This is a genomic window from Advenella sp. RU8 (genome assembly GCF_048381675.1).
Taxonomy (GTDB): Bacteria; Pseudomonadota; Gammaproteobacteria; order Burkholderiales; family Burkholderiaceae_B; genus Advenella.
Genome location: NZ_JBLWIS010000005.1, coordinates 116,794 through 140,855 on the forward strand (window position 1 = coordinate 116,794; position 24,062 = coordinate 140,855).

General features: G+C 51.8%; 23 protein-coding genes. 7 read left to right on the forward strand and 16 right to left on the reverse strand.

Annotation, left to right across the window (positions count from 1 at the left end; translation table 11 throughout):
• The first annotated feature begins 17 nt into the window (after nt 1–17).
• Entirely contained in the window at nt 18–1,802 is a 1,785-nt protein-coding gene (locus tag ACM5Q9_RS08325; protein ID WP_418144362.1) for a M61 family metallopeptidase, read from the forward strand.
• On the opposite strand, the gene ACM5Q9_RS08330 is transcribed toward ACM5Q9_RS08325, so the two are convergent.
• From ACM5Q9_RS08330 to gpmA, 4 genes are all read right to left on the reverse strand, one after another.
• Complete coding sequence (locus ACM5Q9_RS08330; RefSeq protein WP_418144263.1) at nt 1,788–2,543, reverse strand: HesA/MoeB/ThiF family protein; 756 nt, start codon at nt 2,541–2,543, stop codon at nt 1,788–1,790. The genes ACM5Q9_RS08325 and ACM5Q9_RS08330 overlap by 15 nt on opposite strands.
• Complete coding sequence (locus ACM5Q9_RS08335; RefSeq protein ID WP_418144264.1) at nt 2,543–4,045, reverse strand: S41 family peptidase; 1,503 nt, start codon at nt 4,043–4,045, stop codon at nt 2,543–2,545. Before ACM5Q9_RS08335 ends, ACM5Q9_RS08330 begins: the two co-directional genes overlap by 1 nt.
• 62 nt (nt 4,046–4,107) lie before the next feature.
• The gene (locus tag ACM5Q9_RS08340) at nt 4,108–5,712 is read right to left on the reverse strand and encodes a peptidoglycan DD-metalloendopeptidase family protein (protein ID WP_418144265.1); all 1,605 of its coding nucleotides are present in this window, start codon (nt 5,710–5,712) and stop codon (nt 4,108–4,110) included.
• Between the two features lies 1 nt (nt 5,713).
• Complete coding sequence (gene gpmA / locus ACM5Q9_RS08345; protein ID WP_418144266.1) at nt 5,714–6,466, reverse strand: 2,3-diphosphoglycerate-dependent phosphoglycerate mutase; 753 nt, start codon at nt 6,464–6,466, stop codon at nt 5,714–5,716.
• A 149-nt stretch (nt 6,467–6,615) separates the two neighbouring features.
• On the opposite strand from gpmA, the gene ACM5Q9_RS08350 reads away from it, so the two are divergent.
• Genes ACM5Q9_RS08350 through ACM5Q9_RS08365 form a run of 4 tightly spaced genes read left to right on the forward strand, consistent with a single transcriptional unit; the run spans nt 6,616 to nt 8,971 of the window.
• Nucleotides 6,616–7,065, forward strand: coding sequence for a rhodanese-like domain-containing protein (locus ACM5Q9_RS08350; RefSeq protein WP_418144267.1), 450 nt, complete (start codon nt 6,616–6,618; stop codon nt 7,063–7,065).
• Between the two features lie 23 nt (nt 7,066–7,088).
• Entirely contained in the window at nt 7,089–7,346 is a 258-nt protein-coding gene (gene grxC / locus ACM5Q9_RS08355; RefSeq protein ID WP_418144268.1) for a glutaredoxin 3, read from the forward strand.
• A gap of 46 nt (nt 7,347–7,392) precedes the next feature.
• Nucleotides 7,393–7,908 carry a protein-export chaperone SecB gene (secB, locus tag ACM5Q9_RS08360; protein ID WP_418144269.1) on the forward strand — a complete coding sequence of 172 codons (516 nt, stop codon included), beginning with the start codon at nt 7,393–7,395 and terminating at the stop codon, nt 7,906–7,908.
• Nucleotides 7,909–7,918: 10 nt separating this feature from the next.
• Nucleotides 7,919–8,971 (forward strand): NAD(P)H-dependent glycerol-3-phosphate dehydrogenase, encoded by a 1,053-nt coding sequence (locus ACM5Q9_RS08365; protein WP_418144270.1) that lies wholly within the window; start codon nt 7,919–7,921, stop codon nt 8,969–8,971.
• Between the two features lie 158 nt (nt 8,972–9,129).
• On the opposite strand, the gene ACM5Q9_RS08370 is transcribed toward ACM5Q9_RS08365, so the two are convergent.
• The 6 genes from ACM5Q9_RS08370 to ACM5Q9_RS08395 form a co-directional block, all read right to left on the reverse strand.
• Entirely contained in the window at nt 9,130–10,401 is a 1,272-nt protein-coding gene (locus ACM5Q9_RS08370; protein WP_418144271.1) for an ATP-binding protein, read from the reverse strand.
• A complete protein-coding gene (locus tag ACM5Q9_RS08375; protein WP_418144272.1) occupies nt 10,398–11,111 on the reverse strand; it encodes a response regulator transcription factor in 714 nt (237 codons plus the stop codon). Before ACM5Q9_RS08375 ends, ACM5Q9_RS08370 begins: the two co-directional genes overlap by 4 nt.
• A gap of 21 nt (nt 11,112–11,132) precedes the next feature.
• Complete coding sequence (locus ACM5Q9_RS08380) at nt 11,133–12,608, reverse strand: ArnT family glycosyltransferase (protein WP_418144273.1); 1,476 nt, start codon at nt 12,606–12,608, stop codon at nt 11,133–11,135.
• 1 nt (nt 12,609) lies between these two features.
• Nucleotides 12,610–13,695 carry a glycosyltransferase family 2 protein gene (locus ACM5Q9_RS08385; protein WP_418144274.1) on the reverse strand — a complete coding sequence of 362 codons (1,086 nt, stop codon included), beginning with the start codon at nt 13,693–13,695 and terminating at the stop codon, nt 12,610–12,612.
• Between the two features lie 145 nt (nt 13,696–13,840).
• Entirely contained in the window at nt 13,841–14,764 is a 924-nt protein-coding gene (locus ACM5Q9_RS08390) for a methyltransferase domain-containing protein (protein WP_418144275.1), read from the reverse strand.
• Between the two features lie 106 nt (nt 14,765–14,870).
• Nucleotides 14,871–15,005, reverse strand: a complete 135-nt coding sequence (locus ACM5Q9_RS08395; protein WP_418144276.1) for a hypothetical protein — start codon at nt 15,003–15,005, stop codon at nt 14,871–14,873.
• A gap of 3 nt (nt 15,006–15,008) precedes the next feature.
• Between ACM5Q9_RS08395 and ACM5Q9_RS08400 the strand changes: the two genes are divergently transcribed.
• Both ACM5Q9_RS08400 and ACM5Q9_RS08405 read left to right on the forward strand, forming a co-directional pair.
• On the forward strand, nt 15,009–15,608 hold the full coding sequence (locus tag ACM5Q9_RS08400) for a ComF family protein (RefSeq protein ID WP_418144277.1): 600 nt from the start codon (nt 15,009–15,011) through the stop codon (nt 15,606–15,608).
• 8 nt (nt 15,609–15,616) lie between these two features.
• Nucleotides 15,617–16,087 carry a tRNA (cytidine(34)-2'-O)-methyltransferase gene (locus ACM5Q9_RS08405; protein ID WP_418144278.1) on the forward strand — a complete coding sequence of 157 codons (471 nt, stop codon included), beginning with the start codon at nt 15,617–15,619 and terminating at the stop codon, nt 16,085–16,087.
• A 39-nt stretch (nt 16,088–16,126) separates the two neighbouring features.
• On the opposite strand, the gene ACM5Q9_RS08410 is transcribed toward ACM5Q9_RS08405, so the two are convergent.
• The 6 genes from ACM5Q9_RS08410 to rsmB all read right to left on the reverse strand — a co-directional run bounded on the left by ACM5Q9_RS08410 (nt 16,127) and on the right by rsmB (nt 24,056).
• Nucleotides 16,127–17,596, reverse strand: coding sequence for a TrkH family potassium uptake protein (locus ACM5Q9_RS08410; protein WP_418144279.1), 1,470 nt, complete (start codon nt 17,594–17,596; stop codon nt 16,127–16,129).
• Between the two features lie 8 nt (nt 17,597–17,604).
• Nucleotides 17,605–18,981, reverse strand: a complete 1,377-nt coding sequence (trkA, locus tag ACM5Q9_RS08415; protein ID WP_418144280.1) for a Trk system potassium transporter TrkA — start codon at nt 18,979–18,981, stop codon at nt 17,605–17,607.
• A gap of 14 nt (nt 18,982–18,995) precedes the next feature.
• Nucleotides 18,996–19,715 carry a response regulator gene (locus ACM5Q9_RS08420; protein WP_418144281.1) on the reverse strand — a complete coding sequence of 240 codons (720 nt, stop codon included), beginning with the start codon at nt 19,713–19,715 and terminating at the stop codon, nt 18,996–18,998.
• A 67-nt stretch (nt 19,716–19,782) separates the two neighbouring features.
• Nucleotides 19,783–22,071 carry an ATP-binding protein gene (locus ACM5Q9_RS08425; protein ID WP_418144363.1) on the reverse strand — a complete coding sequence of 763 codons (2,289 nt, stop codon included), beginning with the start codon at nt 22,069–22,071 and terminating at the stop codon, nt 19,783–19,785.
• Nucleotides 22,071–22,649 (reverse strand): DUF4390 domain-containing protein, encoded by a 579-nt coding sequence (locus ACM5Q9_RS08430; RefSeq protein ID WP_418144282.1) that lies wholly within the window; start codon nt 22,647–22,649, stop codon nt 22,071–22,073. The genes ACM5Q9_RS08425 and ACM5Q9_RS08430 overlap by 1 nt, the downstream gene beginning before the upstream one ends.
• A gap of 60 nt (nt 22,650–22,709) precedes the next feature.
• Nucleotides 22,710–24,056 carry a 16S rRNA (cytosine(967)-C(5))-methyltransferase RsmB gene (gene rsmB, locus ACM5Q9_RS08435; protein WP_418144283.1) on the reverse strand — a complete coding sequence of 449 codons (1,347 nt, stop codon included), beginning with the start codon at nt 24,054–24,056 and terminating at the stop codon, nt 22,710–22,712.
• Between the last annotated feature and the right edge of the window lie 6 nt (nt 24,057–24,062).

The following is a 24,062-nucleotide window of genomic DNA, read 5'->3' on the forward strand; positions in this document are numbered from 1 at the left end:
ATATACAAACACATAAAATCCTGATGAACGAAATTATTTATACCATTACCCCGCATGATCCTGCCGGCCACCGCTTCCTTGTAGAGATAAGCATTCCCGTCCCCAACCCCGAAGGCCAAAAAGTATCCTTGCCCGCCTGGATTCCGGGTAGTTACCTGATCAGGGATTTTGCCCGCAATATAGAAACCATCGAGGCTCGTTGCGGCACCAAGAAACTGCTGATTGAAAAAACAGACAACCACCATTGGCAAATCCAGGCCTGCCAGGAACCCTTGCATATTACCTATACTGTTTATGCTTGGGATTTATCGGTACGCAGCGCACACCTGGATGAAACGCATGGTTTTTTCAATGGCACCAGCGTATTCCTGCAAATCCATGAGCAGGAAGAACAGCCTTGCCTGCTGGATCTCAGGCCCCCAAAAAACATCCGGAACTGGAAAGTCTATACCAGCCTGCCCGAAGCAAAAAAACACCCCAATGGCGCTACACGTCACGGCTTCGGCATGTATTCCGCCCCCAACTATGATGCACTGATCGACCACCCGGTTGAAATGGGCACGCCTCAAGTAGTGACATTCAAGGCTTGTGGTGCCGCGCATGAAATGGTTTTTACCGGCCAGATCCCCAATCTGGACCTGGCACGCATTGCCGCAGACACTGCCCGCATCTGCGAATACCAAATCAAGTTTTTCGAACCCGAAACGCACAAAGCCCCTTTCCTGGACTCTTCCGACCGCTATGTCTTCATGACCATGGTGACCGGCAAGGATTACGGCGGCCTTGAGCATCGCTCATCAACGGCCCTGATGGCATCACGCAACGACTTGCCAACCCTTGGCAACCCCGAGCAAAGTGAACAATACCGAAATTTCCTGGGCCTGGTCAGTCATGAATATTTTCATACCTGGAATGTAAAACGCATTAAGCCTAAAGCATTTGCCCCCTACAATCTTAATACTGAAAACCACACCTGCCTGCTTTGGGTATTTGAAGGCTTCACTTCTTATTATGACGACCTGACCCTGTTAAGGGCCGGCCTTATCACGCAGGAACAATACCTGGGCCTGTTGGGCAAAACCATTGCCAATGTCCATGGCCTTCCAGGACGCTTCAAACAAAGCGTGGCACAAAGCTCTTTTGATGCCTGGACCAAATTTTACAAGCAGGATGAAAATGCCCCCAATGCCATCGTGAGCTACTACAGCAAAGGTTCACTGGTTGCTCTGGGCCTGGACCTGACTATCCGCAATGCCACCCATAATGAAAAATCCCTTGATGATGTCATGCAACTGCTATGGCAACGCTACGGTCGCGACTTTTTCAACAAACCCGCCGATGGACTGAAAGAAGATGAACTGGCATCAATCATCAATAATGCAACCGGCGTTGATGCCAGCGACTACATTGCCCGCTTCGCCCACGGCACGGAAGATATTCCCCTGAAGGAATTACTGGCCACCCAGAATATGACGTTAAGCTGGAAAAATAGCAGCAACACGCCATCACTGGATGTTCGCACCAAAGTGGCCGACAATGCCTGCCAGATCGGCAGCGTGCTTGAAAATGGCGCCGCCCATAAAGCCGGGCTGAGTGCTGGCGATACCCTGGTGGCGATTGATGGCATCAAGGTGGATACCGGCAATCTGGATATGCTGCTCAAACGCTACCAACCAGGACAAAGCATCCTTATCCATGTATTCAGGCGCGATGAATTAAGAAGCTTTACCGTTGCCTTGAATCCGCCCGTGCTTAACGAGTGTGTGATTGAACCAATGCAAAAAACATCAGGGGTGTGCTGAACCACAAACCGGGCACTGCGGGTTTTTCTGCACCTGCATCGCATGCCACTGCATGGTGCGCGCATCCAGTTGCAATAAACGCCCGTCAAGTCCGGCGGGCATGCCCACCAGTAACTTAAGGGCTTCGGCAGCCTGCATGCTGCCGATAATCCCGACCAACGGCGCAAAAACGCCCAGCGTCGCGCAGTTATCAGGACCCAGGTTATCAGAGGGCTCAAACAGGCAGGCATAACAAGTCGCATTTTCATGCCGCAGGTCATACACCGCTATCTGCCCGTCAAAACGGATCGCCGCCCCCGATACCAGCGGTTTTTTATGCACCACACACGCACGGTTGATATGATGACGGGTAAGGAAGTTATCGGTACAGTCAAGCACCACATCGGCATCGTTGACCAGTGCCATCAAGCCTGGCCCATCCAGTCGCCGGGCATGGCACTCAATGACCGTATCGGGATTCAAGGCCTGCAAAGCTTGCCTGGCTGATTCGACCTTGGGCTGGCCTATCCGCTCGGTCGTATGCAGAATTTGCCGCTGCAAATTGCTTAGATCGACCTGATCATCATCAACTAGCACCAGTTGGCCAACACCTGCTGCCGCCAGATAAGCGGCGGCCGGAGAACCCAGCCCGCCAACCCCCACCACCAACACCCGTGATGACATGATTTTCTGCTGACCTTCAAAGCCAATCTCATCCAGCATCAGGTGCCGGGCATAACGTAATAGCTGGGAATCATCCATTATTTTTTCTGCTTTTCAGCGCCCTTGTCACCTGCAACACCGTCACCTTTACTGTTTGGCAACTTGCCTGCATCGGTTGTTGTCGATTCAGTGCTAGGGTTGACCGCTTCCATTTCTTCCTTGGTCAGGCCCTTGGGCTTTTCTTTGGTGATAACCCCCTGATCAACCTTTTTACCGGTTAAATGGTTAATAGCCTGTTGCAGCTGGAAATCATCTTCGGAACCGAACTCAAACATTTCTTCGGGTTCCTTGAGCATTTCACTCATTTTTTCAGGATTAATATTGCCCTGCGCATCTGTTTTGGGGGCCTGCTCATTATTCAAGTGATCATTTAAATCAGCTTCCCGGGGGAAACTGAACAAGTCGCCGGTTGCGGTATCGGAAACAATGATATCCGGCTCAATGCCGGTTGCCTGAATGGAGCGCCCAAGCGGCGTGTAATAACGGGCAGTCGTTAATTTGATGCCGGTATTGTCATCCAATGGCATGACCACCTGCACCGAACCCTTGCCAAAACTGCGGTTACCCATAATAGTGGCACGCTTGTAATCCTGCAGGGCACCCGCCACAATTTCAGAGGCCGAGGCCGAGCCCACATTAATAAGCACCACCAAAGGCACCTTGCGCGTCCAGTCAGGCAAGTTTTTCAGATAGTCAGATCCATCGGGTGCATATTCGGAAGAAACTGCCAGATAACGCTGCATTTCCTGCTCGCGAGCCTTGGTTGAAACCACCAGTTTATTGGGTTCGATAAAAGCAGCCGAAACGCCGATGGCCGCATTCAGCAAACCACCAGGATCATTACGCAAATCCAGCACCAGGCCTTTCAGGGGCTTGTTTTTGCCCAAGTCAGTCAACTGCTGGGCAAGATCTGCCCCGGTACGTTCCTGAAACTGCGAAATACGTACATAACCAATGTCATCGGGCAGGCGTTTACTGCGCACACTGCGCACCTGGATAATGTCCCGGACAATTTTAATATCCAGCGGCTCTGCCGAGGAAGATCGCTTAACAGTCAAGACAATTTCACTGCCCGGCTCACCACGCAATTGCTTGATGACATCGCTCAGGGGTTTGCCTTCGGTACTTTCACCATTGATTTTTACAATCAGGTCGCCAGGCATGATACCGGCCTTGGCTGCCGGTGTATCTTCAATCGGCGCGATAATTTTAACCAAGCCTTGTTCGGCACCAATCTCAATCCCCAGCCCACCAAACTCGCCATCAGTGGATTCTTTCATTTCCTCAAACTCGTCCTCATCCAAAAAAGAAGAATGCGGATCAAGATCGCTAACCATCCCTTTAATCGCGGATGCAATCAGCGCCTGATTTGAGACCGGCTCGACATAATTATTTTTGACAGCAGCAAAGACCCGGGCAAAACGCTGCAGATCTTCATAGGGAAGCTCATGCGATACCTTTTGCGCCCATGCTGGCATGGCAGCTGTAAGCAGCAATCCTGCCGCCACCATGTAACTGACCAATTGTTTTCTACTTATCACAAAACACTCCTGCCTGCAATCGAATAAAGTTTCAGTGGTATGCGCTATCTGTCCTGGCTATATTATCTTGACAACCAGCTTAATGGGTCAACCGGAGTGGAACCATTACGTATTTCAAAGTATAAGGCAGGATCAACCTGCCCACCGGTTGCCCCTACACGGGCTATGGTTTGTCCGGCACGAACGCTATCGCCCACACTTCCTGATACGCTTTGATTATATCCATACACACTCATATAGTTATTGCCATGATCGATAATGACCAGATTGCCAAAACCGCGCACCCAGGATGAAAACACCAGCTGTCCGCCGGCAATCGCCCGCACCGGCGTGCCTTCGTTAGCACTAATCAGGATACCCCGCCAAACCCCACCGGTATCGGGCCGGGTAGTACCAAAACGTCCCTGCAGGGCACCACGTACCGGCCAGGGTGCGCCTTTTTGCAAACCAGTAGCACCGGAGTCGGCATTGGCCGCTGCCCGACGTTCATCTTCCCGGGCCTTTTGGGCCAGCAGGGCGGCCTGTTCTTCTTTTTCTTTTTGAATCCGTGCCTTCGCCCGTTCAATTTCAGCATTTTCAGCCTGCTGTCGTGCCAGTGCAAGTTGCTCGCGAGCCTGTTCGGTTTGCTGCAGGGCCGTTTGCACTTGCTGCTGTGCCTGTTGCCGTTGGGACTCATCCTGAGCCTGCGAAACCTGCTGTTGTGCCTGGGCCAGGGCCCGGGTTTGCTGCTCTTGGTTTACTACCGCGCTTTGCAACACCACGTAAGCCAGTTCGGTTTGCTGTTCTGCCTGTTTAGCCACAATGGATGCCCTGGCTGCCTGCTCCCTGGCCTGGGCCGCTTCCTGCTCTTTCTGACGCAAGGCTGCCTGGCGTTTTTCCTCTTCGGCTTTCTGCTGGGCAAGCCTTGCTTGACGGGCCTCTTCCAGTTGCTTTGAAATGTTTTTCTGAATATCGTCAATCAGGCTGTTAAGCCGTTTTTCATCTTGCGCCAGCTTAGTAGCCTGTGAGCGCCTGCTTGCCAGGTCTTTTTCAATTTTTTTCAATACCACAGCATGTTTTTTTTGCTCGGACTCAAGCTCGTTCTTGCCAACCCGGGTTTGCTCGGCCAACCGGTCGATCGTTTTCTGGCGTTCCGCCGTTTGTTGCTTCAATTCATCAAGACGGGCAATTTCAGTTTGCAATTTCTGCACCAGTTCGACCCGTGCTTTGGAAACATAACCCAGATAAGTCAGATCGCGACCAATTTTCTGGGCATCTTCACCTGACAGCAATGCGGCCCACGGAGACAGACCGCTGGTATATTGCATCCGCAATTGCTCGGCCAGCTCATCGCGGCGCAGCTCCATGATTTTTTGCTGGCGGTCCTGCTGTTTTCGCAACGCGCCCAATTCCTTTTTGGCCTGCCCTGCTTGCGCCTGCAACGCATCAAGCCGTGCATTTATTTTAGAAATTTCCGTTTCGGATTTCCGCAATTCATCGGTGACGTCTTTTCTATCCTCTTCCTGCTCTTTGATTTTTTTATGGATTTCTTCTATCTGGTTTTGCAAATGGGCTTTCTGCTTTTCAGCCGTTTTTTGCTGTTCGCTTAAGGCAGCCGCAGGCTGGGCCGTAACCGGCCCGGCACTGAACAGTGCAAACAGGGAAATGCAAATCACCCACCTGTTCACATTAGTCCTTTTGGGCTTTACCTTGGGCAGCCACGGCAGCTACCGCGGCAGCAATCGCTTCCTGGTCACCCAGGTAGTAATGGCGGATAGGCTTGAGGTTTTCATCCAGCTCATAAACCAGCGGCTGTCCGGTTGGAATATTCAAATTAACGATATCATCATCGGAAATGCTGTCGAGATGCTTGATTAATGCACGCAGGCTGTTGCCATGTGCAGCAATCAGCACATTCTTGCCCGATTTGATCGCAGGCGCAATGGACTCATTCCAGACAGGCAAGACCCGGGCAACGGTGTCTTTCAGGCATTCGGTAGCTGGTAATTGATCGGCGGGAATGCGTGCATAGCGGCTATCAAAACGGGGATGGCGCTCGTCGTCCAGGTCAAGAGGGTTAGGTGCGATCGCATAAGCACGGCGCCATACCAACACCTGCTCATCACCATACTTTGCAGCGGTTTCGGCTTTATTCAGGCCTTGCAGGTTGCCATAATGGCGCTCGTTCAGGCGCCAGTTAAGATGAATGGGCGTATGCATGGCATCCATGGCATCTAGCGCAATCCACAAAGTACGAATGGCCCGCTTCAAAACGGAAGCATAAGCCACATCAAATGAAAACCCTTCTTGCTTCAGCAATTCACCCGCCTGCCATGCCTGCTGACGACCCAGATCGGTCAGGTCAACATCGGTCCAGCCGGTAAAACGGTTCTCAAGATTCCACTGGCTTTCACCATGACGCATTAATACGATTTTGTACATACTATGAGCTCTTTTCCACTAAATTAAGAAATAAACAATTCAATACCCAAACAATTTTCCATTATTTTAGCGAAGTCTTATCTCTATTTGTCCAGCTATTTTATAATCTGAGAATTAAGCTTGAAAAAAGCACACCTACAGGATTAGACGTGGATTTTCTTTTTTACCAAAATACCATTTATTTTTTAGCTTTTGCCCTGGTATCGGGCATCTTGTTGGCCATTCCTTCGGTTCGTAAGGGGGGCTTTGGTGGCCAAGCCAATATGCTCAGCACCAAAGAAGCCGTGCAAATGGCTAATAAATCAGCCGCCATTTTTATTGACATCCGCCCGGCCGAAGAATACAAAGACGGCTCGATTCCCCAAGCGCGTAATATTCCCATGGACGAACTTGAAGAAAAAACCGCTTCCCTGTCCAAGAGCAAGCCAGTTATCCTGGTTTGCAATATGGGCCGTTCGGCACAAAAAGCGGCAGCTACCCTGAAAAAACTCAATTTTGAAGAAGTTCATGTGCTTTCCGGTGGTCTTTCAGCCTGGAAGCAGGACGGCTTGCCCCTAAAAAAACACACGGTAGCCAACACCCGCAAACCAACCCGTTAAACCATTTACGTAGCAAAAACACCATGAAAAAAGTCACTATGTTCTCCAAGGCAACCTGCCCGTATTGCATTCGTGCCGAAAAATTGCTCCTCGAGCGTGGCGTCACAAATCTGGAAAAAATCAGCATTGACACCAACCGTGAACAACGTGCTGTTATGATTGAGCGCACCGGACGCACCACGGTTCCCCAGATTTTCATCGGAGACAAACACGTTGGTGGGTGTGATGACCTGATGGCCCTTGACCGCGCCGGTGAATTGACTACCCTGCTGGCTGACTAGGCCATCAGCGCAATTTAACCTTTAACCTTCTTAATTAGGAAACAGCATGGCTGAAGAGCAACAAGCAGAAAATACCAATCCCGCATTCAATTTGCAGCGTGTCTATCTGAAAGACCTGTCTTTGGAAATGCCCAATTCACCCCAGATTTTCCTCGAGCAGGAAACTCCAGAGGTTGAAATCTCCCTGAGCGTTGGCGGCCAACGCCTGGCAGAAACCATTTTCGAAGCCACCGTACGCGCCACCGTTACAACCAAAATCGGTGACAAAGTCCTGTATTTGGTTGAAGGTACCCAAGCCGGTATTTTTGAAATTGCCAACATCCCTGAAGAACAGTTTGACCCACTCCTTGGCATTGTCTGCCCTACCATGCTGTTCCCTTACCTGCGCGCCAATATTGCCGATGCGATTAACCGTACCTCTTTGCCCCCGCTGCACCTGGCAGAAGTCAACTTCCAGGCCCTGTACGAACAGCGTATCCAGGAAGCACAACAGCAGGCGCAAAACAGTGCCGCACCTGAAGACTCCGGCATCATTCTGCCTCCTGGCGTAACCCGTCAGTAAGCAGGTTCGCATGTTACTTCCCGGCACTTCGCTTCATGTACTGGTTATAGGTGCGGGTAGCTGGGGAACCGCCTTGGCTGCCTCGGCAGCCAATAATACCTCTACCTTGCTGCTAGCCCGTAATGAGGCTGTTTCATCAGAAATCAACAACCGGCACAGCAACACCAAGTATCTGGGCAATCTTTCCTTGCCCCTCAGCCTGAAAAGCACCACCAGCATTCAGCAAGCTATTGCCCATCTGCAAGGCCGCCACCAACATCAACGGTTAATCATCCTGGGCGTGCCTGTCATGGCCATGCGTAGCACCTGCGAAACCTGGCTGACACAACTGCAAGAAGCCAAACTGGCTGATACACCCATTGTATGGACATGCAAGGGCTTTGAACAAAACAGCGGGCAATTGCCGCATGAAATCGTGCAATCTGTTTTTGGCAATCAAATTCCCAATACCGGTGTTTTGTCAGGACCGTCTTTTGCCAAAGAAGTAACCCGCAATCTACCTGTCGCCCTGACTGTTGCCAGCCATAGCGACATCACTATCCAAAACACGACAGCCGCCCTGCATGCCAACAACACCCGCATCTATGCCAGCAACGATGTGATTGGCGTGGAAGTGGGCGGGGCCCTTAAAAACGTTATGGCCATTGCCTGCGGTATTTCAGACGGTCTAGAGCTGGGCGCCAATGCCCGGGCTGCGCTTATTACCCGTGGTCTGGCTGAAATTACCCGCCTGGGCATAGCCCTGGGTGGCCAGGCAGCCACTTTTTCAGGCCTTACCGGCCTGGGGGACCTGGTCTTGACCGCCACCGGTGACCTGTCGCGCAACCGTCAGGTCGGCCTAGCCTTGGGGCAAGGTCAATCACTGGACCATATCCTGGCTGCCGGCATGACCGCCGAAGGCGTACGCTGCGCCCGTGATGCCCTGAACCGCGCCACCGCCCTGAACATTGAGATGCCAATTACCAAAGCGGTATGCGATGTCCTGTTCAATGCCATGCCTCCCCTGCAGGCAGTTTCCAACCTGCTGGCGCGCGAAGCCAAAGCCGAATGGCCAGCTGAATAAGCCCTTTCCGCACCCGTACCCGTTTCCATGCAGGAGTGAAATACCAACCAAAAGCTGGGCACACTACTCGTTCCAACGCTCCTGCGTGGAAACAAGCAACAAAGGAACAAGCACGGGCTGCTTCAGAACATGGTAACAAGCATATTACCCCAGCTTTATTAAAGGATTTGATCTGCGGGAATACTTAGCTCGATCACGGTTCCGCTTGAATCACTGCGGGTCACTTGCAACTTCCATTGCAGGCGCTCTGACATCAGCGTGACAATATACAGGCCCAAGCCATTAAGGGCGGAACTGCCCGGCACTACCGAGATTTCCTTGTTCAGGATGGCTTTTTGCCCAGCTGTAAACCCTGTGCCCCTGTCCTTTATCTGGATCACACCTTGGCCCAGCGTAATATCGATTTCCTTTTGCGTATGCTGCAAGGCATTCTGGATAAGATTGCGCAATAGCATCTTCACCAGCACTGCATCGGTCCTGAGCATAATCCTGTCGATGACATTTACCCTCACCCTGTCCCTGGCCTTGAATAAATTATTCAGGTCATCAAGAACCTCTTCCACCAAGTTCATCAGGGAAATGACTTCCATGACAGGAGAAGCGTCGTCCTGGTTGCGCGAAAGCTTGAGCAGGATTTCCACATTGCTGCGCATCTCGGTGCAGGCATTGCGCATACGGGCCACCGTGGCCAAATCATTGGGCTTGAGCTGGCCACGCATTTCCAGGATATCCAGGGCGCCTGACATGACCGCTACCGGTGTTCGCAGCTCATGGCTGGCCAGGCTTAACAGCGATTGCTCCCTGCGCACGTAAGATTCCAGCTCGCCAAGAAAACGATTAAAGGTTTCCGCAATTGTATACAACTCACTATCGGTGTAATTAACCGGGATACGCGGCATTTGCGACCCCACCGGCACTTCGCTGATTTGCTCTGACAGTTGCCGCAAGGGATTGACAATTCGCCGGCTGCTTAACGTTGCCATCCATAAGCCCAGGCCAATGATGAGCAACGTCATGACACCCAGTGCCCAGCTGAAAAGCAACTCACGATTTTCAAAGTGGGTGATATCCTTGGCAATATAGACCACCCCCTTGGGCAAAACGGCCACATTAACCAAATACGTCTTCTCGTTCCGCCTTATCTCATCAGAAAACCCCAAGGGCAAATCCTTGAAAACCTCGGGCATTTGGGCTGGTGTTGCCTGCCCTTGAGGCACAAACACCATCTGCTGGTTAAACCCTTCCCAAACAAAAAGCTCGGACTGGTCACGGTTTTCAAGCATGAAATCCACTTCCTGCTCAAACTCCACCTGCAGCATGGTTCGCTCAAGGTCTTCATTAACTTCCAGCACCATCACCACCATGACAGCAATACATGCCATGCTAACCAGCAAAATGGCACGGTGGATACGCCTTGAAATAGATCTCATTGGCTTGCCTGTACCGGTGAGGTCAGTCGATAACCACGCCCGTGCATGGTCTTGATCATGGAAAAACCAAAGGTATCCTGCAATAGCTTGCGCAATGTATAGACATGGGTACGCAAGGTGTTCATATCGACCTCTTTTTCTCCCCAGATGCGTTCTTGCAACTGCTCATAAGACAGGAAGCCAGGATAGGCTTTAATCAGCTCTTCAAAAATACGCGCCATGGTACCGCTTAATTCAAGGGAACCACTGTTCTCCACCTGAACCGTCAGCTTGCCTGGATCGAAACGAATACCAGGCACTTCTATCCCCGGCGTCTTGCCCATACCCTCTTTGCGACGGTACAGGGCATTTACCCGAAGCTGCAGCTCGCGAAGGTCAAACGGTTTGACCAGGTAGTCATCTGCCCCAGCCCGAAACCCCTCTTCCTTGTCTTTGAGCTGATCTTTGGCTGTCATCATGATCACCGGTGTCGTGCACTGGATATCGTTCCGGATACGGTGACAGATTTCAAACCCTGACAAGCCTGGCAACATTACATCGAGCACGATGACATCATATTCATGGGTTGAAATCAAGTGCAGGGCCGTTAAACCATCCGAAGCGAAATCAAGCACATAATGCGAATTGTCAAAATATTCCGACAGATTCTCGGCAAGCCCGACATGGTCTTCAACCACCAGCATGCGAATGGGCTTTGTAGATGTATTCATGCAATTTCTAGAAAATAAAAGTTAATTTGCCGTTATGGACAAGCCCGCCTGATTGAGTCCGGGACTTGTTTCAAACAAAATATAACGTTTGTTCTCGTAGCGCTTTTGTACCGGCACGCTTAAAGCATGGGCCACCTCGTTCAGCCGCTTTTTGGGTATCGCCAGCAACAAAGGCATCCTACTGCTTTCCAGTTTGGCAGAAACCTCATCAATCTTCAACAACTCTGCCGTTCCACCAGAATAAAACCGGGCCGAAAAGGGACGCTCGTCGACATAATAGACTGGTGTACCTGCCTGCACCTGAGTCGATGCAAATTGAATCAAACCTTTTTCTGTTTTAAGCTGATTGGGACTGACATAAGCAAACAGGCTTAGCAAAACCAGCACCAGCGGCACAATGGCTGCCATCCACCGGGTATGTTCGGCAAACCGCCACTGGCTATCTTCCACCCACTTGCGCCAGCCAAGGGCCATCAAGATGCTGAAAGCGCCCAGACACGGCAAAATATAAGTCCAGAGAATATTGCCTGAAAGCGTAAAAAACAAAGGAGTAAACAATGCCCAGACCAACAGATAAGACAGGTTGGCAGAAGCAACAAGCGTCTTGATATTGAGATGCCAGCCCTTTTTCAGAACAGTGACCACCAGCAAACCTATACCCATCAAACCCCATGGAAAACTGGCCTGCAACCAATACCACCAAATGGTGCCATGCATTTTTTTATGGGCAGTCCCATATAAATCCCCCTGCCAGCCCGGATCCACAAAGCGCAGGAAATGTTCTCCGACAATAAAATAATTCAAAAAACCAGGGGTTTTGATTTCAGCCAGCACATACCACGGCAGGGCCAGCAATGCCGTTAACAGCAAACCACGCTTCCAGGGCAATGCCTTGACGTAAGCAAAACGGCTTCTGTCAGGCAACAGCCATAACAGTAGCGGACCCGCCACCAGAACCACCGCCAAAGGACCTTTTGCCAGCAGGCCAATGGCAAGTCCCACAAAAAATCCGTAACGCCAGAACCAAGACGAATGTTGCCGCGCCATCATAAAAGATGTCATGCACAGGGTAGTGCCCAGCACCAAAAAGGGGTCGGTTAGCACCGCACCCGAAGTGACATACACCAGGGCAGAAGTACTATAAATAATCGCGGTCCATTGGGCGATCTGTTTGTCAAAAAACGCCTGGGTAAAGGCAACCAGCAGGCCCGCCGTTGCCACCATGCTTAGCCATGAAGGAAAGCGTACCGCAAACTCATTAACACCTAGCAAATTGAAAGACAAGGCCTGTGCCCAGAACGAGAGCGGCGGTTTGCCCCAAAATGGCTTGCCAGGCTCAAACCAGGGTGTAATCCAGTCACCGTTTTGCGCCATCATGCGGGCAATTTCGGCATAACGGGGTTCAGACGTATCAGACAGCGGCATCAAAGCCATACTTACCAGCGGCAGGCATAACAAAACAGCTACCACCCACCATAAATCAATCCTGCGAGTCACTTTATTTTCCTTTAACAACCATCAACTCGCGAACCGCTTCATCCTGGCGCGTTACACCTGACTGATTAAGCTCAGCGTCCCTATTCACAAGCGGCTCCTGAACGCCCATCCTGTTTTTCCGCAGCACGTCCCTAATCAGGTAAACCGGGCGCTGCTTGGCTTCAAAATAGGTTTTACCCACATATTCACCCAACAGGCCAATCGAAATCAGCTGGACGCCACCCAGAAAAGTAATCATGGAGATCAACGAGGGATAGCCTTGCACCGGCTCGCCCAGCATCATGGTTTTGGCCACAATCCACAGGGCAAATAAAATACCCATCAGTGCAGTCAAAATACCGGCCACCATCGTCAGACGCAAAGGCGCCACTGAAAAAGAAGTAATTCCCTCGAATGCCAGTCCCATCAAGCCGGGATAATCCCATTTGCTGGCACCCGCAGCGCGGGGCTGCCGATCATACTCAATGACCTTGGTCGGCAGGCCAATCCAGGCAAACAGACCCTTCATATAGCGATTGCGTTCACCCAACTGGCTCATGGCATTAACTGCCTTGCGGCTAAGCAAACGGAAATCACCGGTATCTTCGGGAATATCAACATCACTGATGCGGTTCAGCAAACGGTAAAAACCATGGGCAGAAAATTTCTTGAACCAGGTTTCTCCTTCACGTGAACGGCGCTTCATGGTGACAACATCAGCTCCCTCCTTCCAGGCCTGCAGCATTTGGGGAATCAACTCGGGCGGATCCTGCAAATCCGCGTCCATAATAATGATTGCCTGTCCTCCGGCATACGCCAGGCCGGCACTCAAGGCGGCTTCCTTGCCAAAATTGCGGCTTAAGCGAACCAGTTTCAGGTGCTCATCCCGGACAGCCCGTTCAGCCAGAAAATTTCCCGACCCGTCACGGCTGCCATCATCCACCATCACCAGTTCATAAGTTACTCCCAACGGATCCAGAATCGAGGCCAACCGGGGAAACAGCAAAGGCAACATCTGCCGTTCGTTATAAACAGGAATCACGATGGATAAGACCAGACCTTTTTCGGCCTGATACAAGGACGTCCCGTTTTCTTCCATTGCATTCATTGACAGCACCTGCTTTGATATTTTGAACATTACAGGCGTAAGAATACGTCTTGATGCAACAAGGAATCATCAATCAAAAATCAATTAAATATCAAAAAAAAGCACGTCCGAAGACGTGCTTTAAGCCTGATCAATCCAGTCAGGTTCACTGGGGTGATTTTCTTCCTCCAATAGCGCTCAGGGAAATATGCGTTTCTCCTGCTGCTGTTTTATGTACGGCACTTTTCCAGGCATGACCATACGCTACTTCAAGGCTCAGGTGCAATTTCCCGTCAGGCTGACGCTGCTGCTCGAAGGCATCACACAAGCGCTGGTACCATTGGCGCCCTACCAATCCGTCATGGCGCCCGATGGTCGGATTCCCGCCAAGGGCGGCGACATCGGCCAGCAGTTTTTGCGGGCTCTGGTAAGTCAGCGTTATGACTTCCTGATCCATGACCGGATCAACAAAACCATGTTCCAGCAGGATATCGCCGAAATCATGCATATCAACAAAAGACACGGTTTTAGTCTGGATGCCAGCCGTTTCAATAGCCTTGCGCAACTCAATGAAAGTACCAGGACCAAGACAGGAAAACATGCAAATGCCGCCAACCTGTATTACCCTGCGCCATTCAGCAATCACCTTATGGGGCTCAGGATGCCAGTGCAGTGCCATATTGGACCAGACCAGGCCAGCTGACTCGGCTGCCATTGGCATGGCGGCCAAATCGGCCAAGTGAAACTCATCCTGGCTTTTACGCCCCAGTTTTGATACCCATGCCTGCATGCCCTTGGGCAAATACGTCTTCTTGCAGTGCTCGATAAACGAAGGACAACTGTCCACCCCAATCAGGCGTGCTTTCGGAAAACGCTCCCTAAGCGACGCTAGTGAATGACCGGGACCACAACCAGCATCAACCACCGTTTCAGGACTGATCCGGATATAACTTAACCGGCCAATCATTCGACGGCTGATTTCATCGTAAAAAAACCGTGAATCTTCCAATAAACCCCGGCGGGAAAATTGCTTGACGACGTGTTCGGGATTGATGGGCAAAACCTGGGGAGAATAAATAGCCTGGGACATTGAGATCACTGACGTATTGTTAATACGGGAAGAAAATGATTTGATAAGCCCATATTGTAAATAAGACTTCTACCATTCTGTGCAAAACCCTTACGAAAACAAAAGATTAGGCTGGCTTACCAACCATGCCAGACGATTGGTCAACCGCATCAGCCGTGCCCTGCCCGGCATATGCCCCCTGTGTGGCACCACCTGCACCGGTGAAAGATTCTGCCCCAGCTGTCGCAACGATATTTTGCATTCCATGCAAAACCATCCCTATCGCTGTTCACGCTGCTGCCTGGCCCTGCCAGACCAGGGACCCTGTCCCGACTGCAGCGAAGAAGCCCTGCACACCGGTCTCATTATGGCCGCCTTTGATTATGTGCATCCACTGGACAGCCTGGTTTTACGCTACAAAAATGGCCGCCAGCTTGATCTGGCACCCGCCTTTGCACAACTGCTATGCCAACAGCTGCAACACCGGGGTTTACTGCCCATTAAAAACGCCTGCCTCGTTCCCATTCCTGGCAGCCGGCAATCACTTGCCCGGCGTGGCTTTAATCCGGCAGCAGAGTTTGCACAACACCTTGGAAAAAAACTACAATTACCAGTTGAGCATTTTGTACTGCACCGCCATGACCAGCATCTCAAGCAATCCAGCCTGTCCCGTCACGCACGTCGAGCCGCTACAGCCGGTTTATATTATTGTTCGCGCCGCCTGGATATGCCACATGCCATTCTGGTAGACGATATAGTCACCACTTGCAGCACCCTTGACAGTGCCGCCCGAGCCTTGCTGGCCGCCGGTGTACAGCGCGTGGATGCCCTGGCCATCGCCCGCACTCCCCCAAAACATTTTTAAGCAATCGCATGTTTCACATTATTCTTGTTTCACCCGAAATTCCTGCCAATACCGGCAATATCATCCGCCTGGCCGCCAACACCGGCATACAGCTGCATCTGGTCAAGCCACTGGGCTTCATGCTAGACGACAAACGCCTGCGCAGGGCTGGGCTGGACTACCATGAATGGGCCGATATCAAGGTTCACGACAACCTGCAGGAAGCCATCAACTCAACCGGTGCGGCAGCCGGCCATATTTTTGCGATTTCCACCAAAGGACAACGCCACATTGGCAACATTAGCATTGCCGACGGGGACGTCTTTATTTTTGGCCGTGAAACAGCCGGACTCAAGCCCGAGGAATGGGAAACCATTGGAATTGAAAACGCCGTGCGCCTGCCCATGCGCCCCGACTCGCGCAGCCTGAACCTGTCCAATGCGGTCGCCATCACGGTTTACGAGGCTTGGCGACACATCGGCTATGCCGGCAGCGTATAAACCTGATAAAAATTGATGCAACGAGTGTCGCACGAAGACCTAACGGCGCCAGAATCCGGGGGTAAAAATAACCAACACGGTAAACAGCTCCAGACGCCCGATCAGCATGGCGAACGTGCATACCCAGATCTGAAAATCAGACAAGACACTGTAATTGCCCATTGGCCCGACCCCGCCAAGCCCCGGGCCGATATTGTTAAGGCTGGCAAAAGTGGCGGAAAACGCCGTAGTTGGCTCTAGCCCAGACAACAGCATCACGGCAGACAAGACCATGAGGGTTAAGGCATACACCAGCATGAATACCATGATGGACATCAGCACGCCCTGATCAATAATGCGTGCACCCAGCCTGACAGGAAACACCGCATGCGGGTGCAAGATATGACGGATTTCGGTACGAATCTGCTTGATGACGAGAATAAGGCGAATCATCTTGATGCCGCCCCCCGTAGAGCCCGACGAAGTTGCACAGGCCCCCAGAAACAGCATGACGATAGGCAGAAACAGCGGCCACTGCAGGTAGTCTACATTGGCAAACCCGGTGGTGGTTGCCACGGAAATGGTATTGAACATACCAAACCTGAACGCTTCGATCAAACTGCCATACTCGTTGGAAAAATACAGGTACAGGCTGATCAGGACCGCACTGACCAGCACCAGCCGTAAAAACGGAATGGTTTCAGGACACGACCGGTAAATGGATAAATCGCGATTGCGTATAACCTTGAAATGCGTGGCAAAGTTAATGCCGGCAAACAACATGAAGACCATCGCCACCATTTCGGCAGCTGGCGAATTGATATCTACAAAACCACCGCTATAAGTGGAAAACCCGCCCAGCCCCATCGTGGAGGCCGTATGGCACCAGGCATCAAACCAGTTCATGCCCGTCAGGCGGTAGGCAATCAGGCACAAGACCGACGCCGAGAAATAAATGGCATAAAGCACCTTGGCTGTACCGGCAATGCGTGGGGTCAGTTTCTCTTCTTTCATGGGGCCCGGCATTTCGCCACGCATGACCTGATGCCCGCCCACCCCCAGCATGGGCAAAATGGCCACTGCCAACACCAGGATTCCCATACCGCCAAACCATACCAAGGTATGCCGCCAAAGATTCAGGGATTTGGGCAATTGCGTCACATCTGGCAAAACTGAAGCACCGGTTGTGGTCAGTCCAGACATAGCTTCGTAATAAGCATGAGTAAATGATAACTTCACGCCAAGATGCGAAGCTTCCAGCATTAAAGGCAAGGAGGCCAGAAGAGGAAATACTGTCCACACCAGAAAAACCAGCAACAGCCCGTCACGCGAGCGCAGTTCACGACGAAACGGATAGGTAAGCAGCCAAAGCAACAGACCACTGCCGGCAGCCAGCATAAAGCTGGTCATGAAACTATCATGGGCGCCATCTTGAAAAAGACGGGAAAGAACATAGGGAAACAACAAGGTGGTTGCAAACACCACCATGGTCAGACCGAGCGCATGCAGGACATTCAGAATACTGCGCATGCCGTTTCCTAAACAAACATAGCCGAAACCTGGAACATTTTTTCCACTTTCTTCATGGTTTCGCGGTTTGCTGCGTAAACAATGACGTGGTCGCCCTGGCGAATCACGGTATCGGGTTCAGGCATGATGAGATAACCCTCACGGAAAATAACCGCCAGTGTTGAAAACTTGGGAAACTGAATATCCTTGACCGATCTGTCGGCCAGTTTTGAACTGCTGATGTCGCCCAGTACCTCGAACTCGATAACTTCGGCCGCACCGCGACGCAAACGGTGGCCAGCAACCACCGCCCCCTGGCGAACATCGCGCAACAGGGCACCAATCGTTGCCTGGGCAGGCGAAACCGCAATATCTATCATACTGCCCTGCATCAGCTCGCCATAAGCCTGCCGAGAGATAAGGGCAATCACCTTGCGGGCCCCCAGACGCTTGGCCAGCAAGGAAGACATGATATTGTCCTCATCGTCATTGGTCAGGGCAAGCCAGGTGTCCATTTCGGCAATCCCTTCGCTTTCGAGCAAAGACTCGTCGGTTCCGTTGCCATGCAACACGAGTACGTTTTCAGGCAGCATGGAAGCCAGCCACTGGCAACGTGCCTTATTGCTTTCGATAATGCGAATATTGTAATTTTCTTCAGCCAGTTCTTTGGCCAACCGATAACCAATATTGCCGCCACCGGCAATCATGATTGAACGGATACGCTTTTTTTCCTTGTGAAAAGAAGCGATACTTTCACGGGCCTGCCGAGTATCTATAGCCAGCACCAGTTCATCATTGGCCTGAATGGCACCCACCCGGTTCATGGGAATTGAAATCTCACCACGCATGACCTCGAGGATTCGGGTATTCAGGTTAGGCAGGTTCAGGTGGGTTTCGTCTATTTGGTGGCCAATCAGGGAGCTTTTGCGTCCCACTTTAAGAATCACCACACTTACCCGACCCTGAGCAAACTCGACAACCTGCAAGGCTTCAGGAAATTCAATCAGGCTGTAAAGATACTGCGTTACGCTTTTTTCGGGACTGATAATGTAATCCACCCCGAAGCTTTCGGCCAGCAATTCCGGATTATCAGAATAGGACGGCCCCCTGACCCTAACAATGCGACGGGGAATATTGAAAACATCACGGGCTATTGTGCAAGCCACCAGATTGGAGGCGTCGGTGGCTGCACACGCCACAAGAAGATCCGTATCATTGGCACCGGCTTCCTCGAGCACATCAGGCAACGAACCATCGCCAAGCACACCGCGCAAATCGAAGCGTTCCTGCAGATAGGCCAGGCGATCGGGGTTGGTATCCACGACCGTGATGTCGTTTTGCTCTGACACCAGGTTTTCGGCCACACTCGAACCGACTCGCCCTGCTCCGATGATGAGAATCTTCATGGAAACAGACAGTACTAGGCGTTACGCTTTCGAGATGAATCGATACCCAGTTGACGCAACTTACGGTACAGATGGGTACGTTCAAGTCCGGTTTTTTCTGAAACGCGTGTCATGCTATGGTTTTCTCGTCCCAGGTGGTATTCAAAATAAACCCGTTCAAACTCATCGCGCGCATCACGCAAAGGCTGGTCAAGAGTAATATTACCCAGCATGGAACCCTGTTGCTGTGGCACGGCATCCTGTGCAGGTGCTGCGGTGGCAACAGCTGCAGGCGCAGCAACAAAAGCCGGCGCAACCGGTGCTTTGACCATGGCCGGAGCAGGACGTGCAGCAGGCGCCATACCGGCAGAAGCCAAGACCTGCTTGGCATGCGGACGGGCCAGGCCAGACTGGACAGTTTTAAGAAGCTTTTGCAGGGTGATGGGCTTCTCAAGAAAATCCATCGCGCCAATGCGGGTTGCCTCTACCGCGGTATCAACCGTAGCATGCCCACTCATCATGATGACCGGCATGTCAAGCAAGCCTTGTGAGCCCCACTCTTTAAGCAGACTGACCCCGTCGGTATCGGGCATCCAGATATCCAGCAAAACCAGGTCAGGCCGGTATCTCAGGCGTGCGGCACGTGCTTGGGAAGCATTCTCGGCAAGCTCTACGGTATGACCTTCGTCATACAAAATTTCAGAAAGAAGCTCACGAATTCCAATTTCATCGTCTACCACCAGTATTCTGGCCATATGTAGTCACCTATTACTAACGTACTTCTGTACTATTATTTAAATCTGATTAATCGAATTATAACCATCAGGACATGGTTTTTTTGCTTTTCTTCACAAGTCGCGTGAGTAAAATAGAGATACGGGCGCCCCCTTCCTTGCGATTTGAAATATCAATTTTGCCACCATGTTCTTCTACTATTTTACGAACGATTGCCAACCCAAGACCCGTGCCATGCACTTTGGTCGTAACGTATGGCTCAAAGGCATTCTGCAAGACCTGTGAAGTAAACCCGCAACCCCGATCCTCGAGCATTATTCTAACCGCTTCACCCTCATCGGTGGCGCCAGTCGCTACTTTTGTGAGCATAGTCTGAATGGTGATGCCCGGCTCGTCTCCGTCAAGCTCAAGATCAGCCATGGCATCCCGGGAGTTGGCCATCAGGTTGTTGAGCACCTGACGCAGCTGTGTCGGATCAGCCTCGACCTCGGGCAGCATGGGATCAAGTTTCAGGCCTACCCGCCGGCTCAGCGGTTCTTCAGCATGATTTCCTTCAGGGTCCCAACCATACAGCAATGCAAGATCCGTTATTAAAGCATTAATATTGACGTGTTGCATCTGTGCAGGCGGTGTTCTTGCATATTCGCGGAAATCATCCACCATTTTTTTCAGGGAAGTCACCTGGTTCACGATCGTATTGGTGGAACGAATCAGCATGTTGGCATCCGCCTCTTCAAGCTTGTCGGTCAGTTTCATGGCCAGCCTTTCGGCCGACAATTGGATAGGCGTCAGCGGATTCTTGATTTCATGGGCCAGCCTGCGCGCGACCTCTCCCCAGGCAACCGCACGGTTGGCCGAGATGACCTCTGAAATATCGTCAAAAACAACCACATAGCCGGTCTGCCGGCCATCCACCCGCAGCCGCGTGCCACGCATCAAAAGCGTGACAGTTTTCTGATCATCACCAGATTCCGCGCCAATCATGATTTCGATTTGTTCCTGCCAATAATGACGCCCGGAACCCACCGCCGCATGGTTGGAAAATGCCTTGCGAATATCCTGCGTAAACTCGATCAGGTTATCCACCACCTCAAGGGGCCGGCCCGGCACCGAACGCAAATCTTCATTCAGGATAGTCTGCGCGCCCTTGTTAACGGTAGTGACATTGAAGCGCTCGTCAAAAACGATAACGCCCGATGACAGGCCCTCCATCACGCTTTCCAGGTACACATTGGAGCGCTCCAGCTGCAGGCGGTTCAATTCCACCTGCTTGCGGGCCTCATCCAGCTGATGCGTCATCATGTTGAACGAACGCGTCAGTTGCCCCACCTCATCCTTGGCATCCGGCTCGGGCAAAGGCCGGTAATCACCAATCGCCACAGCCTGGGTACCTTCGGCCAAGTTCAGCAAAGGCTGAACCAACTGACGGGCAATCGCCAATGCCACGCCAATAGAGGCAAAGACGGTCAGCAACAAGGCCATGGTCAGGGTGATACCATACAAATTGCGGATACCGGCACGGGATAGCGCCAGCTCTTCATAATCACGAAAACCCTGCTGCACCTGGTTCAGGTGATTACCCAGATTCTCGGAAACCAGATGGGTCAGTTGCAGCCAATACGGCTCAGGGGCAGCCCCCAGCGGCACATCGAAGCGGAATGAATGGGTAAAGACGGGCACGATGACCCGAATCCTGAGCTGCGGATTTTCGGTATCACCATTACTGGTCTCTTCGGCACGGGCATATTGCCGCGTTAATTTTAACTGGTTCACAATACTGGCCGGCGGCATGGAAGGCAACAAACTGCCAAAGTTTGAAGAGGAAAAGGCCACCACACGGTTACCCGCCGCCGAGAACACCAAAGCCTCACTCAGGCCATTGGCCTCACGCAAACGCGTCAGCTCCATCGGCATGTCCTGCTCGGGCACCCGTGACAAATCAGTGGAGATAGCCTTCGCCCTGGCAAGCAAATCAGCCACCTGGCTATCCAGCGAAGCCCGTCCCAAAGCCAGTCCGGACTCTAGCGCACTGTCCACCTTGACGTTAAACCACGATTCGACAGAACGTGACATGAACTGCACCGACAGCAGATAGATAACCACACCAGGAATAATCGCCATCACGGCAAAAGCCATGGCAAACCGGGAGGTCAGGCGGGCACCGAACTTTTTCTTGCGCAATTGACGAACCAGTCGCCAGGTAAGGGTTGCGACCCAGATAAACAGGGCCAGGGCCAACACACCATTGAGCAACAACAACAAATCAAACTGCTGTGCATAACGGGATGTATTACCGGTTGAGCCCACCAGCAAACCCAGCAGGACAAAAGCTGCCAGCACGATAACCATGAAGCTGGCTTTCACCAGCCAGGAAATCAGGAGTTGGGTTTTATATCCGAAACTTTTAAGGTGAAATTTTTCCATGGTGTTGATAAGGACCAGGCGCTACTGTTGAATGCATTAATCTGAAAAGGCCTCGGAAGCAGCGAAGTATCCAGCTTCAGGCGTAATCGGCCTTTATAGTCAATGGCGGGGTCAAGCTGGTCAAGATTTTCTATTGGCCAGCTCTCGAGGTGAATAATATGCTGCAAGGAATCATCCAGCGACAACTCGGATATGGATAACTCTCCGTTACTGATTCTCCATTGGCGCAAAAGCGCATTGTATTGAATGCGCCAGGTATGCTGCTGCGTCAGTGCTGTGGTATCAAACCATAACAGCTGTTGCTTGAGCACTTCCATATTGAGGGTAAAATAAAGTGGCACCCCTCTTTCAGCCGCATTGCGCACTTCATCGCCCAGGTTTAAGGAAATATTGGCCGACAAGGTGTAATTGTTTTTTTCCTTGCCCAACTCAAGGGATTCTATCCAGGCATCGGGCTGTGCCTGCTCAAACTCTTGTGCGGAAGAAAACCACACCGGCAACAGCAGGAACATAGCCAAAAACGACCACATAAAAATGCGGCCAAACCATTGATAAGCAGCTTGCGAAAAAAAATGGTCTTTCAAATTCTTTTACCCACCATTGCCTGATGCCGTTTTTTTACGAAACAGGGCGTAATAAAAACCATCATGAGGCGCAACACTTCCTGCCTGTTGGGCCAGCGGCAGAATTTGCCCTGGCGCCCCCAACCGCTCGGCTTCGGCCAGTGACATTTCCAGGTATCGTGCCTGCTCATGCCCTTCTATGGGAAACACGGAACAGGTAACATACAACAAGTAACCACCCGGAGCCACCGTTTGCCACAAGGCCTGCACAATTGTTCTTTGCAAGGCGGCGGTTTTAGCCAAATCGGCCTCTTGCCGAAGCCATTTGATGTCAGGATGCCTGCGCACAATGCCCGATGCCGTGCAAGGCACATCAGCCAGCACCAAGTCAAAGGGCACACCATCCCACCACTGCGCCAGGTCTGCCGCATCGGCAGCCAGCATTTGTACATGCGGGCCGTCCAGCTTCAGGCGCGCCAGGTTGTCTGCCACCCTGGCAAGCCGGCGGCTGTCCACGTCAAGCACCGTCATTTCAAGATCGGCCCGTTCAAGCATATGGGCCGTTTTACCGCCAGGGGCGGCACAGGCATCTAACACCCGCATGCCATTGCGTAGCGGCACGATTTCACCGGCAATCTGTGCGCCCGCATCCTGCACCGACCACCAGCCCTGCTCAAACCCGGGTATTTGGGTAACCGGCAGGGCCTGCGCCAAAACCAGGCCGGCATGCCCGGTTTCATGGGACTCGATATTATGTTCGGTAAACAGTTTATGTAAGGCCTCACGACTGATTTGACGTGTATTGACCCGCAAAGTCATGGGCCCCGGCGTAGCAGCCGATGCAAGGATTTCACGCCATTGCTCGGGGTAAGCCTCGCGTATCTGATGAATCCACCATTTGGGAAAACCCCATTGCACCTCACTGCGTACGGCAATGGCTTGCATTAACGTTTCTTTGTTGCGCAGGAAATTGCGCAGGCAGGCATTAACAAGGCCCTTGAATGAAGCGGTTTTCTTATGTTTTTCAGCTGCCTTTACCGCCTGATTTACCACGGTATACCCATCGTAAACCGGCACATGGCGCGCCTTGCTTTCCTGGTCTTCATCAACCGCTAGCAGGCACAAAGCCACTACCAGCAACGATTCAAGCAGACGATTAGGGGCTTTTTTATCTAGTAACAAGCCGCTAAGCGCCTGCCCGGTCGCCAGCTCTCGCATGACATAAAACGAAACCGACTGCACCGGTGCGCGCAATTCATCGGGCACATCTTGGAGAGATTCAGTCAGGGAGCGACCCGCCAGTACATCACGCAAACAGCCTGCACAGGCAAACAGGACATCAGACAGGGCAGGAGCAGCAACAGAAGCAGTCATAAAAAA

What these genes read in the sequence shown, in the direction of transcription:
- ACM5Q9_RS08330 (WP_418144263.1), bottom strand. Translation starts at nt 2,543, where the DNA reads ATGGATGATTCCCAGCTATTACGTTATGCCCGGCACCTGATGCTGGAT.
- gpmA (WP_418144266.1), bottom strand. Translation starts at nt 6,466, where the DNA reads ATGTACAAAATCGTATTAATGCGTCATGGTGAAAGCCAGTGGAATCTT.
- grxC (WP_418144268.1), top strand. Translation starts at nt 7,089, where the DNA reads ATGAAAAAAGTCACTATGTTCTCCAAGGCAACCTGCCCGTATTGCATT.
- secB (WP_418144269.1), top strand. Translation starts at nt 7,393, where the DNA reads ATGGCTGAAGAGCAACAAGCAGAAAATACCAATCCCGCATTCAATTTG.
- ACM5Q9_RS08365 (WP_418144270.1), top strand. Translation starts at nt 7,919, where the DNA reads ATGTTACTTCCCGGCACTTCGCTTCATGTACTGGTTATAGGTGCGGGT.
- ACM5Q9_RS08370 (WP_418144271.1), bottom strand. Translation starts at nt 10,401, where the DNA reads ATGAGATCTATTTCAAGGCGTATCCACCGTGCCATTTTGCTGGTTAGC.
- ACM5Q9_RS08375 (WP_418144272.1), bottom strand. Translation starts at nt 11,111, where the DNA reads ATGAATACATCTACAAAGCCCATTCGCATGCTGGTGGTTGAAGACCAT.
- ACM5Q9_RS08385 (WP_418144274.1), bottom strand. Translation starts at nt 13,695, where the DNA reads ATGAATGCAATGGAAGAAAACGGGACGTCCTTGTATCAGGCCGAAAAA.
- ACM5Q9_RS08390 (WP_418144275.1), bottom strand. Translation starts at nt 14,764, where the DNA reads ATGTCCCAGGCTATTTATTCTCCCCAGGTTTTGCCCATCAATCCCGAA.
- ACM5Q9_RS08395 (WP_418144276.1), bottom strand. Translation starts at nt 15,005, where the DNA reads ATGCAAAATATCGTTGCGACAGCTGGGGCAGAATCTTTCACCGGTGCA.
- ACM5Q9_RS08400 (WP_418144277.1), top strand. Translation starts at nt 15,009, where the DNA reads ATGCAAAACCATCCCTATCGCTGTTCACGCTGCTGCCTGGCCCTGCCA.
- ACM5Q9_RS08405 (WP_418144278.1), top strand. Translation starts at nt 15,617, where the DNA reads ATGTTTCACATTATTCTTGTTTCACCCGAAATTCCTGCCAATACCGGC.
- ACM5Q9_RS08410 (WP_418144279.1), bottom strand. Translation starts at nt 17,596, where the DNA reads ATGCGCAGTATTCTGAATGTCCTGCATGCGCTCGGTCTGACCATGGTG.
- trkA (WP_418144280.1), bottom strand. Translation starts at nt 18,981, where the DNA reads ATGAAGATTCTCATCATCGGAGCAGGGCGAGTCGGTTCGAGTGTGGCC.
- ACM5Q9_RS08420 (WP_418144281.1), bottom strand. Translation starts at nt 19,715, where the DNA reads ATGGCCAGAATACTGGTGGTAGACGATGAAATTGGAATTCGTGAGCTT.
- ACM5Q9_RS08430 (WP_418144282.1), bottom strand. Translation starts at nt 22,649, where the DNA reads ATGTGGTCGTTTTTGGCTATGTTCCTGCTGTTGCCGGTGTGGTTTTCT.
- rsmB (WP_418144283.1), bottom strand. Translation starts at nt 24,056, where the DNA reads ATGACTGCTTCTGTTGCTGCTCCTGCCCTGTCTGATGTCCTGTTTGCC.